Source organism: Cupriavidus sp. Met-2, assembly GCF_049843575.1.
GTDB lineage: Bacteria > Pseudomonadota > Gammaproteobacteria > Burkholderiales > Burkholderiaceae > Cupriavidus > Cupriavidus metallidurans.
Map to the genome: position 1 here is coordinate 281,556 of NZ_JBBHZL010000009.1, position 14,527 is coordinate 296,082.

The 14,527-nt window shown below is 64.2% G+C and carries 13 protein-coding genes and 1 pseudogene; 8 read left to right on the forward strand and 6 right to left on the reverse strand.

Annotated features, from left to right (window positions below):
• Window position 1 precedes the first annotated feature (1 nt).
• The 3 genes from WD006_RS20175 to WD006_RS20185 all read left to right on the forward strand — a co-directional run bounded on the left by WD006_RS20175 (window position 2) and on the right by WD006_RS20185 (window position 5,203).
• Window positions 2-541, forward strand: coding sequence for a pilus assembly PilX family protein (locus WD006_RS20175; protein WP_029308752.1), 540 nt, complete (start codon window positions 2-4; stop codon window positions 539-541).
• 45 nt (window positions 542-586) lie between these two features.
• On the forward strand, window positions 587-3,904 hold the full coding sequence (locus WD006_RS20180) for a pilus assembly protein (RefSeq protein ID WP_029308751.1): 3,318 nt from the start codon (window positions 587-589) through the stop codon (window positions 3,902-3,904).
• A 105-nt stretch (window positions 3,905-4,009) separates the two neighbouring features.
• A complete protein-coding gene (locus WD006_RS20185) occupies window positions 4,010-5,203 on the forward strand; it encodes a DUF4382 domain-containing protein (RefSeq protein WP_029308750.1) in 1,194 nt (397 codons plus the stop codon).
• 152 nt (window positions 5,204-5,355) lie between these two features.
• Here the strand turns inward: WD006_RS20185 and WD006_RS20190 are convergent, their stop codons facing one another.
• Window positions 5,356-6,129 carry a DUF899 domain-containing protein gene (locus WD006_RS20190; protein ID WP_029308749.1) on the reverse strand — a complete coding sequence of 258 codons (774 nt, stop codon included), beginning with the start codon at window positions 6,127-6,129 and terminating at the stop codon, window positions 5,356-5,358.
• Window positions 6,130-6,218: 89 nt separating this feature from the next.
• Between WD006_RS20190 and WD006_RS20195 the strand changes: the two genes are divergently transcribed.
• Complete coding sequence (locus WD006_RS20195) at window positions 6,219-7,439, forward strand: hypothetical protein (protein ID WP_029308748.1); 1,221 nt, start codon at window positions 6,219-6,221, stop codon at window positions 7,437-7,439.
• Window positions 7,440-7,468: 29 nt separating this feature from the next.
• Window positions 7,469-8,107: a glutaminyl-peptide cyclotransferase gene (locus WD006_RS20200; protein ID WP_029308747.1), complete on the forward strand. Its 639-nt coding sequence runs from the start codon at window positions 7,469-7,471 to the stop codon at window positions 8,105-8,107.
• Window positions 8,108-8,167: 60 nt separating this feature from the next.
• On the opposite strand, the gene WD006_RS20205 is transcribed toward WD006_RS20200, so the two are convergent.
• Window positions 8,168-8,527, reverse strand: a complete 360-nt coding sequence (locus tag WD006_RS20205; RefSeq protein ID WP_029308746.1) for a hypothetical protein — start codon at window positions 8,525-8,527, stop codon at window positions 8,168-8,170.
• A gap of 324 nt (window positions 8,528-8,851) precedes the next feature.
• Here WD006_RS20205 and WD006_RS20210 point away from each other — a divergent pair, with 324 nt between their 5' ends.
• A complete protein-coding gene (locus WD006_RS20210) occupies window positions 8,852-9,727 on the forward strand; it encodes a metal-dependent hydrolase (protein WP_029308745.1) in 876 nt (291 codons plus the stop codon).
• A 51-nt stretch (window positions 9,728-9,778) separates the two neighbouring features.
• Window positions 9,779-10,198, forward strand: coding sequence for a DUF302 domain-containing protein (locus WD006_RS20215; protein WP_029308744.1), 420 nt, complete (start codon window positions 9,779-9,781; stop codon window positions 10,196-10,198).
• 94 nt (window positions 10,199-10,292) lie between these two features.
• Here WD006_RS20215 and WD006_RS20220 read toward each other — a convergent pair whose 3' ends face one another.
• Window positions 10,293-10,601, reverse strand: a complete 309-nt coding sequence (locus WD006_RS20220) for a DUF4148 domain-containing protein (protein ID WP_029308743.1) — start codon at window positions 10,599-10,601, stop codon at window positions 10,293-10,295.
• Between the two features lie 1,156 nt (window positions 10,602-11,757).
• On the opposite strand from WD006_RS20220, the gene WD006_RS20225 reads away from it, so the two are divergent.
• A complete protein-coding gene (locus WD006_RS20225; RefSeq protein WP_029308742.1) occupies window positions 11,758-11,976 on the forward strand; it encodes a hypothetical protein in 219 nt (72 codons plus the stop codon).
• A gap of 123 nt (window positions 11,977-12,099) precedes the next feature.
• On the opposite strand, the gene WD006_RS20230 is transcribed toward WD006_RS20225, so the two are convergent.
• From WD006_RS20230 to WD006_RS20240, 3 genes and pseudogenes are all read right to left on the reverse strand, one after another.
• Window positions 12,100-13,443 carry a CsgG/HfaB family protein gene (locus tag WD006_RS20230; RefSeq protein WP_029308741.1) on the reverse strand — a complete coding sequence of 448 codons (1,344 nt, stop codon included), beginning with the start codon at window positions 13,441-13,443 and terminating at the stop codon, window positions 12,100-12,102.
• Window positions 13,444-13,464: 21 nt separating this feature from the next.
• On the reverse strand, window positions 13,465-14,145 hold the full coding sequence (locus WD006_RS20235) for a hypothetical protein (RefSeq protein WP_029308740.1): 681 nt from the start codon (window positions 14,143-14,145) through the stop codon (window positions 13,465-13,467).
• Between the two features lie 73 nt (window positions 14,146-14,218).
• Window positions 14,219-14,527, reverse strand: a pseudogene (locus WD006_RS20240) (hypothetical protein); the annotation flags it as partial.

Genomic DNA, 14,527 nt, shown 5'->3' on the forward strand with positions numbered 1-14,527 from the left:
GATGCACCGGACACGACGCCGACAATCCGGCGCAACGCTCCTGATCACGATGATCTTCGTCGTGATCTTCCTGCTGCTGGTCATCTCCCTGGTGAGCACCGGCATCGTCAATACCAAGGTGACGGCCAACCAGCAGCACAACGTCGAAGCGGTCAGCGCGGCGCAGCAAGGCATCGAGCAGGTCATCAGCCAGGACTTCACGTCCGCGCCGGTCGCCACCACCGTCCCCGTGGATGTGAATGGCGACGGCAAGGCCGACTACACCGCGCAAGTGGCGACGCCGGTTTGCCAATCGAGCACCACGATCACGAACACGCAGCTCGACGTCAACAACCCCGACGACGTGGCGTGCTTCGTCGGCAACGGTAACAACAACACCGGCATCATCGATGCCACCGGCGGTAGCGGAGGCAACTCGCTCTGCAACACCACGCAATGGGATGTCAGCGCCACCGTGAGCGACGCAGCCGCGACGAACGCCAATGCAACGCTTCATCAGGGCATCGCGGTGCGAGTGCCCTACGGTACCGCCTGTCCCTGATCAACAACGCAGCTGCCTTTCAATTCGCCGCTCCAGGAACCGCTCATGCGCAAATCCGCCCCTCATCTCGCGCTCGCCGGCTGCCTCGCGATGGCCGTCGCGCTGCCGGCCTCGGCCGAGGACATCGACCTGTACACGGGTCTCCAGCCGGAGGCTGGCAAGCCCAACGTCCTGATCGTGCTCGACAACGCGTCAGCCTGGAACGCCTCGGCGAATTTCACGTGTTCCACCTCAGGCGTGGTGTCGAGCAATAACGCGAACACCGACGCGGGTGCCGAGCAGTGCGCGCTGTACAACGCCGTCAACTCGATTCTGAAAAGCCCAACGCTGCTCGGCAACATCAACCTCGGCATCATGATGTTCGGCGACAGCAAGAACTTCGGCGGCATCATGAAGTTCCCGTCCGCGGCCCCGTACAAGCTGCCGCTGATGGACACCACCGGCGTCAACAACCTCCTCACGTACATCAAGACGATCGACCGGACTAACGACAGCGCCGGCAACTCGCAGGTCGCGGGGTCGATGCAGGAAGCCTGGGCCTACTATGCCGGCAAGCAGGGCCTGTCCGGCATCACCTATACGTCGCCGATCGACAACCCATGCCAGCGCAACTTCGTCATCTACATCGCCAACTCGGTCAACAACGGCAAACCCGGTGACACCGGCCAGAATGCCATCGACAGGCTGACGAACCAGGCCAAGGCGAGCACCGCGCAACTGCAGCAGATTGTGCTGCCATCGGCCACCGCCAAGTACCAGGCCAACTGGGCTGACGAGTGGGCCCGGTTCAACTACCAGACCAATCTGTCGGCCAGTTCGACCGACCATCAGAACATCGTCACCTATTCGATCGGGGTGACCGACGGCAGCAACCCCGACTACCTGCAACTGGCCAAGAGCATGGCCAGCAACGGCGGGGGCAAGTATTCGGAAGTCAAGCTCGGGGACCCGAACGGGCTGGCCGACGCCCTGATGGCCATCTTCAACGAAGTGCAGGCGGTGAACAGCGTCTTCGCCTCGGTCAGTCTTCCGGCTTCGGTCAATGCACAGGGCCAGTTCCTGAACCAGGTCTACGTCGGGATGTTCCGCCCCGACGCCACCGCCGCGCCGCGCTGGTTGGGGAACCTGAAGCAGTATCAGGTGGGCTATGACACCAACGGCAACCTGGTCCTGCAGGATGCCAAGGGTGCCAGCGCCATCAGCAACGCCCAGACCGGTTTCATCTCGCCCAACTCCGTCAGCTTCTGGACGGCGGAGCCACCCCAGACCTATTCCAGTGCCGGATACGGTGCCAACATGTCGACCTGGCCGTCTGGTGGCTACTGGCAGAACAGTCCGTCTGGAACTGGCTGGCAATTCGATTCGCCAGACGGCGAAATCGTGGAAAAGGGCGGCGTGGCGGAAATGATGCGCGCGCAATGGCTGGGCGATCAGACTTCCCGCAGGCTGCTGACATGCAATGGCGTGGGCACGTGTTCCACGTCGGGTGGCGTTAGCGCCCTGACGAGCTTCGATGCCAACAACAAGTGGTTCACTACCACGGCTGGGCTGGCAGCGCTCAATGTCAACGCCACGACGGATACCACCAACAAGAACGTGATCCAGGCCCTCCCGTCCACCGAGGTGCCTAACCTGATTGCCTGGGTGCGCGGCCAGGACATGACCCCTGCCAGCACCAGTACTAGCACCAGCGGCAGCAGCGGGAATGGAAACGGGAATGGCAAGAACAACGGCAGCAGCGGTTCGGGTACCACGACCACCACAACAACGACCATGGCAGGCGCGGAAGCGGAACTCGGCCCGGGGGCACCGGTAACCGTCCGCTCGTCGATCCACGCCGACGTGCTCCACTCGCGCCCCGCTGTGGTCAACTATGGCGGCTCCATTGGTGTCGTGGTCTACTACGGCACGAACGACGGCGTCTTCCACGCCGTCAACGGCAACCGCTCACAGGGCATCGGCGCCACACGCGCCGGCGGCGAAATCTGGGGATTCATCGCGCCCGAGTTCTTCGGCAAGCTCAATCGTCTCTACCAGAACACGCCGGAAATCAAGCTCTCGACCACGCCGGCTGGCATCACGCCGACGCCGCTGCCGCGCGACTACTTCTTCGATGGCAGCACGACGGTCATGCAGGATCTCCGCGATCCGAACAACCCGCACGTCATGATCTTCCTGACCGCACGACGTGGCGGCAGCCTGGTCTACGCACTAGACGTGACCGATCCGACCAACCCGCAGTTTGTCTGGCGGCTCAGCAACACTGACCTCGCCGAGATGGGCCAGACCTGGTCGCAGCCCAAGGTGATGCGCGTGCACGGCAATGCGAACCCCGTCATCGTCATGGGCGCGGGCTACGACCCTGCCGAGGATAGCGACCCGTCCCCGGGCGTCAATACGATGGGGCGCGGCCTGATCATGGTCGACGCCTACAAGGGCAACATCGTCTGGTCCGCGCAGCCGTCCTGTGCTGGCGTCACAACGCCATGCCTGGCCGTATCCGGCATGACCCGCGCGATTCCTTCCGATGTCACGCCGCTCGATCGCAACGGCGATGGCTATGTGGAGCGCGTGTACGTGGGCGATGTAGGCGGCAATGTCTGGCGCGCCGATTTCGAAACCGCAGCCAGCAATGCGCCCACCGCCTGGACGGTCACGAAGCTTGCGGCCCTGGGGGGCGGCGCAGGTACGAACGATGCTCGCAAGTTCTTCTACCCGCCTGATGTCGTCTCGACGAATGGATACGATGCGATCTCGCTTGGCTCCGGCGACCGCGAGCATCCGCTTTACTCGGCGTCCACCGCACCCGGCACCGCATACAACGTGGTCAACCGCCTCTACATGCTGAAGGACACCAACACCACTGGCATGTCGACGTCGTGGAGCCCGATCACGGAAAGCAACCTGTTCGATGCCACGGCCACGACCTACGATGGCAGCAAGTCGGGCTTCTTCATCACGCTGGTCAACCCGGGCGAGAAGGCGGTGAACGCACCGCTGACCGTCGCTGGCTATACGAACGTGGGCACCAACACGCCTTCCGTGCCGGTCGCCGGCGCTTGCTATCCGAACCTTGGCACCGCCCGTAGCTATTCCTACAACTTCCTGACCAGCATCGGCCAGAACACGAACCGCTACATCGTGCTGGATGGCGGCGGCTTCCCGCCTTCCTCGGTGTTTGGCCTGATCACAGTCAGTACTGGCGGCAACTCCGTCGTCACGCCAGTGCTGCTGGGCGGTGGCAACCAGACCGCCACCGGTGGCGGTGACTCGAAGTCCGGCCTCGGCGTACAGAAAGTGAAGCCTGCCGGGCTTGGCAAGCGCAAGCGTGTCTACTGGTACGACGAGATCGACAAGAAGTAGCCTTGTCGAGGCGCGGCGGCTGTTACGAATGGTTGCAATCCCCGGACTCGGTCAATCCACCGCCGAGCCTAAGATTCGGGCAACAAGACACGAGGGAGAGCCACCATGAAAACAGTCGCCCGCGCAGCACTGATTGCCGTACCGTTCGTCTCGATGCTAACCGCTTGCGGCGGTGGCGGAGATGGCGGCAGCGGCAGCAATAGCGGCACCACCGGCAACGGTACCTTGCAGGTCTCGATGACCGATGCCCCCTCCTGTGGCTTCGACCATGTCTTCGTCACGGTCAACAAGGTCCGGGTGAACACCAGCAGTTCCGCCGGTGACAACGATGCCGGCTGGACCGACATCACAATGGCCTCCCCCCAGAAGATCGACCTGCTCACGCTGACCAATGGCGTGCTGGCCGACCTTGGCCGCGCCCCGCTTCCCGCGGGTCAGTACCAGCAGATTCGACTGGTGCTGGCAGCCAACCAGGGCAACACGCCCGCCAACTCCGTGGTAGTCACCGGCACCACCACCGAGCAGCCGCTGGACACGCCAAGCGCCACGCAAAGCGGGTTCAAGATCATCCAGCCGTTCACCGTGCAGCCGAACACGCTGGTGGACCTGGTGCTCGACTTCAACGCGTGCAAATCGATCGTCCAGCGCGGCAACGGCACGTTCAGTCTCAAGCCGGTTGTCACCGCGATTCCGATGGTCGTCAGCGGATCGATCACGGGTAACGTCGCGACGGCGCAGGCCGGCGCGCAGGTCTTCGCCGAACAGAACGGGCAAGTCGTGCGCGGCACGGTGGCCGACGGCAATGGGCAATTCGTGCTGTCGCCGCTGGTGCAGAGTTCGACCAATGGCACCTACGATGTGGTGATCGTGGATAACCAGGTCCCCACGGGCCATGCCACGGGCATCATCCGCTCGGTGCCGGTGACGGCCACGCAGACCACGACGATCTCCACCGCCGGCGCACCGTTCACGCTACCGACTTCGGCCACCAGCACGGCTGCCGGCACGACCACCCCGGCCGCGCAGGCGTCACTGCGCGCCTTGCAGACGATCGGCTCGGCATCCTACGAGATCACCTCCACCAACGCGAACCTGGACACCGGCGCCTACTCGCTGGCACTCCCTGCGGCGGCCCCGCTGGTGGGCACGTATGGCACCCCTCTGCCGATCACACTGCAGAGCATCACCGCCGTGGCAGGCAAGTACTCGATTCAGGCAACCTCCGCGGCGGGCGTCACGCAGAACACCCCGGTGAATGTCTCTTCGGGCAATCAATCGGGCATTGACTTCAACTTCTAGTCGATCCGGATAGTCGTCATTCGCACGTCGCCAGTCGCACGGCCGGGCCCGCAAACGAGAAGGGCCCGGTTCATTGCAACCATTCGTAACAAGGCCCAGGTGCGATTGGCACGACATATCACGCCGTGACATGACATCCGGCCATCAGACGATCACGCCGGTGCCGGATCCGCGTATTCGTCGTGCCGCTTCCACCATGGACCCGCCTCGTTGCGCCCTCTCGGCGCGCGGTCGAGCCACTGGTACATCCCCCACAAGCCATCCAGCCCTCGCGCGTACGTAGAGTAGGTGTGATAGATGACGTTGTCCTCGATCACGAACGCGCTCAGGCCTGGCAAGTCTCGCGAGAACGTGGCGGCGTCCGTGCCGCAGGTCGCTGCGAACGTCTTGAGCGGTTCGGGCGGCTGGGCCGTGTCCAGCTTGCGCCGCCCGCGCTCGTAGTTGTATTCGGCATCGCCGGCACGCTGCTGCGCCTCGGTCATCGAGACATTGAAGTCGAAGTTGAAATCGCTGCTGGACGACGACGCCCAGGGAAACGTCCAGCCCATCCGGCGCCGGTATGCCAGCAGCTTGTCGAGCGGCGCGCGCGAAGCCGCCCAGAGCATCACGTCGTGATTGGCCAGGTGGATCGCAATGCCGTTGAAGCTATCGGCAATCGACGAGCAGGATGGGCACCCGGCCTTGTAGTCGGGGCCGAACATGAAGTGGTAGACCAGCAGTTGCGATCGCCCCCGGAACAGGTCCGCCAGCGATGCGCTGCCCTGCTCGGTATCGAACCGGTATGCCTTGTCCACGCGCACCCATGGCAGTGCCTGACGCTGGCGCGCCAGTTCGTCGCTGCGGCGCGTCAGTTCTTTCTCCGCCTTGAGCAGATCGAGCCGTGCGGCCAGCCATTGTTCGCGCGTCCCGGTGGAATGTGTGGTCATCGTCGCTCCCTCCAATGCAGTAGGTATCCCTGTGCTAGATTAGGCGCCTCCATCGCCAGTGCGGGAGTGACAAATATGTCGGGATTCGGATGGACTCGCTGATCACGGCTGCGGCGTTGGCGCTTGCAGCCGGCGACCCACTTGGCGCGCTCAATCGCATAGCCCTGCGCGACGATCCCCCTGCACTCGCGCTGCGCGGCATCGCCATGGCGCAGCTTGGCGAATTCGCCCGCGCCAAGGCACTGCTACGCAGCGCCGCACGCGCCTTCGGCGCGAAGGAGGCAGTCTCCCGGGCGCGATGTATCGTTGCCGAGGCAGAAGTCGCACTGGCCTCGCGTGACTTGGGCTGGCGGACCAAATGGCTCGACGCGGCGCGCGTCACGCTGGAAGCGCATGGCGACCACGCCAACGCCGCATGCGCACGCTACCTGGAGCTTCGCCGTCAGTTGCTGACCGGACAGCTCGACGCGGCCGAGCAAGCACTGGACGCCATCGATCCCACGGCCTTGCCACCGGCATTGCGCGTCGCCCACGAGCTGGTTGCCGCCGGTGTTGCCATGCGGCGGCTGCGCACACAGGAGGCCCGCATGGCATTGATCCGCGCCGAGGTCTTTGCCCGCGATGCCGGCATCCCCACGCTGCTCGCCGAGGTCCAGAGTGCCACCGCGCAACTCGATGCGCCGGCGGCCCGCCTGATCGCCCGTGGTGACATCCGATCCATTGGGCTCGATGAGGTGGCGTCGCTGCTGGCGTCTCCCACGCTCGTGGTCGACGCGTGCCGCCTGGCCGTGAGCAAGGCTGGCGCGGTGGCCTCGCTGGCGTCGCGTCCAGTGCTGTTCGCGCTGGCTCGCACGCTGGCGGAGGCATGGCCCGACGATGTCGCGCGCGACACGCTGATCGCGCACGCCTTCCGCACCCGTCATGCCGACGAAACGCTGCGCGCGCGACTGCGCGTGGAAATCGGCCGATTGCGTACAGTACTAAGTTCGATGGCCGGCATCCATGCAACGAAGCGCGGCTTCGCATTGGCGCCACGCCAAGCGACTGAAGTCGCGGTGCTGGCGCAGCCGGTCGAGGATGCGCATGCCATGCTGCTGGCCTGCCTTGCGGACGGCGAGGCTTGGTCAAGTTCCTCGCTGGCGCTCGCACTTGGCGCCAGCCAGCGCTCGATTCAGCGGGCGCTCGAAACACTGGCAGCCGCCGGCAAGGTGCAGTCGATCGGGCGCGGGCGCGCCCAGCGCTGGATCACCGCGCCGATGCCTGGATTCACGACAACCTTGTTACTCCACGTGCCGCTGCCAGGCGATTAGCATGAAATCCCGCTCAACGGATAACCATCATGAAACGAACCAACGCAACAATCCTCCGCGAATTCGGCCCCTTCCCTGGCGTCGAGCAAGTGAATGGCGTGACCTATGACGGCAAGCAGGTCTGGATGGCGGTTGGCAACAATCTGGTCGCGCTCGACCCAGCCACCGGCAAGACCCTGCAGACAATCGACGTCGCGGCACACGCCGGCACGGCATTCGATGGCCGGCATATCTTCCAGATCGGCGATGACCGCATCCGGAAAATCGACCCGGTGACGGGCCGCGTGCTGGCCACGATTCCAGCGCCCGGCGGCGGTGGCGACTCAGGGCTCGCCTGGGCCGAAGGCACGCTGTGGGTCGGCGAGTACCGCGAACGCAAGATCCATCAGATTGACCCGGAGACCGGCGCCATCCTGCGCACCATCACCTCTGACCGTTTCGTCACGGGGGTCAGCTGGGTGGACGGCACGCTCTGGCACGGCGCCGGTGAGAGCGATCAGGGCGCGCTTCGTCGCATCGATGCGGCAACCGGCGAAGTGCTGGAACAGATCGACATGCCACCCGGCGTGATGGTGTCGGGGCTCGAGTCTGATGGGAAGGAGCAGTTTTTCTGCGGCGGCGGCTCCAGCGGCAAGCTGCGCGTGGTGCGTCGCCCTGCCCGCGAATGACGTCAGGTTTGGCGGAGTGAAGGGCTGGAGCCCACGCAAGGGCTCCAGCCCGATACCGGATCAGTAACCGTAGTACGGCTGCGGTGCGTAGTTGACCGGAGCTGCACCACGGCACGGCACATACGCGCCGTCATAGCTGCGATAGCAGTAGCCCGGGGGTACTTGCGGCGCTGCGTAGGCCACGGGCTGCGGCGGCGCGTAGACCGGGGCCGGCGCAGCCATCACTGGCTGGCTGCTGGCCACCAGCGCGCCAATCGCCAACCCCGCGACGGCCGCCACCGCCAGCGCCGCGCCTGCCGAACTTCCGCCGCCACCGTGGTAGCCGCCACGATAGTAACGATCATGCGCCGAAGCCGAGCCCGCGACCAGCATGGCGGCGCTCAGGACGGCAATACCGGTATAACGAATCGACGTGCGCATTTCAGACTCCTTGACGGCCAACGATTGGCCTCGCTTGTTCGATTCCATCATGGACGAGGAACCATTACATTGGGTTACGGGATCGTGAGCAGATGTTAATGGCGGGGCATTTCTGGGGCGGATGAAATCCGCCGTTGCAATTGCTGCAAATACAGCAACACCTTGCCCCGCCATCAGGCGCCAGTTGACAGCCGGGGCCGCACTGCAAATACTGCCGGCACGCATCGCCGCAGCCCCGATACCCCCGAGACGGTGCCGGCAGTTCGAATCGTCGCAGTTCATTTCCCCTACTCATTGCCCAACAGGGCCCAATCAGGGACGACCATGATCAGACGCCGCCTTATCATTGCCGCCGCAGCCGCGACTGCGCTCGCCGCCTGCGCCTCGGGCATTTCGAACGCCCCCGCCCCGGTGCCGCAGCCCGACACCACCGGCAGCCATGCCGCTGGCAAGACCGAAGTGCTCTGGCTCGGCCAAGCCGCCACGCGCATCACCACGCCCGGCGGCAAGGTCATCGTCATCGACCCCTGGCTGACCGGCAATCCGAAGACGCCGCCCGCGTTCAAGCAACTCTCCGCGCTAGGCAAGGTCGACATGATCCTGCTCACCCACGCCCACGGCGACCATCTCGGGGATGCGCCGGCAATCGCCACGACGCAGCACGTGCCGATCTGGAATGGCGGCGGCATGGGCCAGCAACTGGTCAGCCTTGGTCTGGTGACCTCGGATCTGGTGCAACCGTTTGGCAAGAGCGGCACTGTCATGCCTTTCGGACCAAACGGTCCGAAGATCACCGCGGTCCATGCCGAGCATTCCTCCGAACTGGTCTGGAAGAATCCGGCCACGAACAAGAACGAAACCCACTACGGCGGCGAGCCGGTCGGCTACATCATCGAGATGGAGAATGGCTTCAAGATCTGGCACATGGGCGATACCGGACTGTTCAGCGATATGAAGCTGATCGCCGAACGCTACAAGCCAGATCTGGTCATGATCCCAATCGGCGGGCATTACACGATGGGCCCGCAGGACGCGGCGATAGCCGTGCGCGATTTCATCAAGCCGAGGTATGCCATTCCGATGCACTACGGCACGTCGCCGATGCTGCGCGGCACGCCTGACGAGTTCAAGGCCGCGCTCGGGGCCGGGGCCACCACGGCGGTAATCGTGCCCGATCCCGGCCAGCAGGTCGCGTTCTAAGGAACGATGCCGCAGTCCGTGGCATCGTTCCTGCCTTCAGGTCGAGAAATCATGACAGCACAAGCCCAGGACACACCGCACCCGGCGCGCACCCAATCGCTGCCGAGCCGCCACGACTTCGCAACGACGGTGGCGCGCCTCAAGGACGCGCTTGCGTCGCGCGGGCTCACGCTGTTCACGGATATCGATCAGAGCGCTGCCGCCGAACAGGCCGGCACATCGCTCAGGCCGACGCAGCTGTTTCTCTTCGGCAACCCGAAGGGCGGCACGCCGGCGATGCAGGCCAACCCCCATGCCGCGATAGAGTTGCCGTTGCGAGCGGTAGTCTGGGAAGACGACCGTGGCGCCACGCATATCGATTATCAGGATGCCGCAGGTGTCCTCAGCAGCGAGTACGGCTTGCAGCCGGCCCTCGTGGCACCGTTAGCCACGGTACGCGCGTTGCTCGAAGGCGTGGCTCACGACACGTAACACCCGCCACCGCGAGGCGGAGATCACGCCACTCGCGGAATACCTGGCCGTGGTCTGCAACCCGGCGATGCCAAAGAGGCACCTACTGAGGCACCTACTGGGGCACGCTGGGCAACGCAGGCTTCTCACTGCCCTGCACTGCTGCACCCGCTTCGGTCTGGTGCGTTGCCTCCATCGCCTCAAGCTTGCGCAGCGATTGCTGCAGCGAGTTGGGGTAGTTCTCGTCGTTGATATCGAAGCCTACCGACTTCAGCGCCTGCAACTCGCGAAGAATGCTCGCGCGAGTGACGGGCGGCGGAGCGGTTCCCGTCGTCGTTTGCGCGCGGGCATAGCCGCAGACGGCGATCATCGGCAGGACGATGGCACATGCACGGCACATTGTGGCGAAAGATCCGGATTCCATAGCGCACTCCTGATCCTGGAGTTGGGGTCGAACAGGGGTACTCACGTACTCGAGGGCCCAAGAGAAAAGAGCATAGGCGTCCGCGCAGCGGCATGCCGGGTCGGCCCGGCCCATCCGCGGACAGTTTCTTGATAGACCATTTTGCGGGCAAGTCCACCGGAAGCGTCGTCCGCGCAGAACATGCCAATCTGGCCGTGCGGCTGGCATCCGCACATGGCAGTCACACATGGCGGTCACACATGGCGGTCACAGGCGCAGGCGACGGTACATTGCGGCCCCTGCGGACACGAGAGGCAATCGATTCGAGGATTCAATGCGCAGGTTCGGAAGCTTCCCGAAATCGGCACAGGGCGGCTGATGTTTAATCAGGGCGTCCATGCCGCGCGGACATGCGGCATGGACTGGCATGGCGACAGGCTGGAGGGTAACCTTCGCACTCCTTCGCTACGTCCTCGAGAGAGAGGCAAGCATGCGGGAGAGTCTGTTACCGGCCGTGAGCGGCCATTGCCACCAAGGGCAGGTTGATGCAATGGCGGACTGATCCTCTGTGGGGCAGATCGAGAACCCCACCACTCTGGCAGCCTGGAAAGACAGGCACTTCAACCGTCACCTGCCCCTCCTTCCAGTTCGCAAATCTCATCGACGTGCGACTCAGGTAATGACGGTTGCGCTTGCGTCGCACACCATGCACGGTGGATCGGCTGCGGCATACGCTGCGGATGGCGCCAACAGGGCCGAGCAAAGCACGGCCACCATGCCCAGGGCAACAAGTGTGTGTGATGTCCGAAGGGGTTCTGACGCGCGGCGCGTCACGCTATCGTCCGCGAATTCTGCTGGTTTGACTGACATGATCAAGCTCCGAAGGTAGTCCTATTTGCCTGAACCGGCAGCGATGCGCCACCCGTTCCCTGCCTTCGTTATAGGCCACCGCGGCTACGCGCAACTATCCGAAAATTCCCAAAATCCAACAGGAAACTCCGGTCGCGATATCACCGCACGGTGTGGCGCTTGCGACGCTGATGGGAAAATTCGGAGCCGTCGTCCCGCCGAATGGGCAACATCCGAGCAAAGCGATTGCCTTGGGCAATCACAATGAGGAGTAACGGTCGACGATCCACGCATCGGTCACTGCATGACACCTCCCGGAGTTCCAACCATGCATTCCGAACTTCAAGACGAAATCCTGCAACTCAGGGCCAGGAGCGCGCGCTTTGCCTGCCTGTCGTATCGGCTCAGCGACCTTGAGGATGTGCTTCGCTTCATCAAGTCCGGTCTCCTGAAAGCAACGCCGGCAGCCATTGCGCAGTACCGGAAAGAGCGCCTTCAACTCATCAGCCAGATCCAGGCAATGCTGCTTGCGTCCAGGACCGCCTGACGACATTTCGGGGCAGCCACGGCCGCGCTATCGCTGGCGCGCCATGCAAAACGCCGCGAAACCCCCAAAGGATCTCGCGGCGCCCATCAGGCAGGACCTGTTTCGTCCCACCACACAGTCTGATTACCAGTTCGCGTCCGAAGTCGGTGGCCCAAGCTGCGCACTCTTCTTCACCACCTTCCGCCCCCCCTTGGCGGCAGCGGAACTGGCCCCGGCTGGCTCATTGCGCGATACCGCTTCGGCCCGCAACTGAAGCTCGCCAGATTTCACTTCGTCAAGGTTGATCTTGACCGACTCCAGGTGACCGTACGACATCGAAGCCGTCACCCGGTCCACCACCACCGTGCAACACTCCTGCTCGGTGAAGCCCAGCGAACGACCGGTCTGCGGATCGGTCAGCTCCTTGCCGAGACGCACCACCTGATAGGTCGCGCCCTGACGCACCGATTGCCCACCCTGGCTCAGGACCACGTTGTAGCCGTCGCGCGAAGCAATGCTCACCGGGTAGAGCCGAACCAGAATGTCTGCCACCACCTTCCGGACCACAGCCGATTCCATCGCATCGACGCGATCGCCTGACTGCTCGGCGGCGCCGCCATCCACGGTATTGCTGAACAGCACTTCACGCGTGGTGACATTCACGAACTTCTGCGACACGGACCAGCGACCGGCACGACCAGTTTGATCCGCGTCGGTGGGCCGTCCCGTTTCGAAGGCGTTGACGCTGCCGAACCAGATCAAATCGGCACCCAGGCCTTGCCCGATCTTCGAGAATTGGTCGTTCGAAACCTCGCCGCTGGCAATCCGCTCGATCTCGCCATACAGCTCGGGCGCATCGCCGCGCTCGAGCACCGTGAAGCGCCCGCTTTGGGTCAGGGCATCGGTGATGCGCTGACGCAGCTCGGCGGCGATCCGCTCGGCGTTGTTGCCGCCCACGTGTCCGATCCGCAGCGGCGCGATGGCAATCCGTAGCTTGCCCGTGTCCGCCGGCGCCTTGAACTTGGCCACGTCGGCTTCGATCGACGCCTTGTAAACCCGCTCCATCAGCCCCGGCGCATCCAGACTGACCACCTTGAAATTGGTCACCGCGCCGCGGGTAGTCTGGCTGACCAACTCCGCAAAGCCCGCCGAGGATAGCGTAATGGCTTCGCGACCCACCGCCGCGCCAAGCGCGGTCTTGAACTGGGTGCTAGACAGGTCGATCGTCGTCCCGGTGACCTGCATGATGGCCTGCCGCAGCGCCTGATCCACGGCCTCCGCCGCTGACGCGCCCACACCCGAAGCGGAGACGTGGACCCGCTCCACGACGCCGACATCGGGCTTGCCGGCTTGCGCCGTCGGATTGGACGCGGCCCCGGTCTGAGGGGATGCGGCAACGGGCTTGTCGCCCGGAGACTGCTGTCCGCAGGCAACAAGCAGGGCCACGGCGCAGGTTGCGGCCAAAGTGGCCCTTGCTTGCGAAATCATGATTGTCACCGTCAGAGACGCTTAGAACTTCGACGACAGCGCGGCCGTCGCATCCTTCGGTACGGGAATGTCATGCGACTTGGCATAGGCCGTAGCGGCCTGCAGCGTGCTGCTCAGACGCGACACATGCCCGGGCAGTTCGGTGGCGATATACGTGCCGGTCGAGAGCTTGCTGCCCAGTGACATCTTGTCCATGATCGACGCGCTCGTCAGTTGTGCCTGGGCGGCATCCTTGAACGCCATGACGTTGGATCGCAGGCCGACGTAGCGCAGCATGCCGAGCCCCAGATGCTTCATGCCATCGGTATAGGCGGCCTTGCCGGCGGCATCCATGCGCGTGTTGCCGTCCTTGAGCGCGGCCTCGATGGCCTTCGATGCCTCGCTCTGCACCTTGTCCGCTTCCTGCAGGCTGTCCTTGGTGGCACCCGAGGTCAGCGCATCGGCCGTGGCCTGCGCCTGTGCGGCAACTTCCTTGAGGCCGACAGCCTGCGCCAGATTGACTTGCGCCAGCAGCACTTCCTTGCCGGCCGCGCCATACGCGGCGGAAAGCTGGTCCTGCATAGCCCCCGCATCGGCACCACCACCCGATGCACTGCTGGACGGCGTCACGGCATTGGCAATGGCGCCAAGCGAAGGAAGAGCGTGCGCGTGCGCGGCGGCAAGTGACGACAGCGCGATGATGGCGAGGTGTTTTTTGATCATGATGTCAATTGGAGAATGTGAAAGAAGGCAGCCAGGCGGCTGCAAGCCGCTATCGCCTGGCCGGCCAACGGTGTCAGCGCACCTTGGCGTTATTCAGTTGCGCGGCCAGCTCACGTGCCGCCGAATCCGCCGCCCGCTTCAGGGCGTTCGTCTGGGCGACGCTGGCGTCCGGGCCCGTGCCCGAGAACTGCACCGGGCCCACCGATGACACCGTGCGCGGGAAGCGCGTCGTCACGTCGATCAGCTTCGCCGTCACCGTCACGTAGATCCGGGTCAGGCCCGTTACCGGATCGGTGTCCTGCATGCCGATATCGAGGGTGCCCAGCGCGAGGTACGGCACCTGGGCAGTCTGCAGTCCGAGCACCGCTTCGCGCATCGTGGC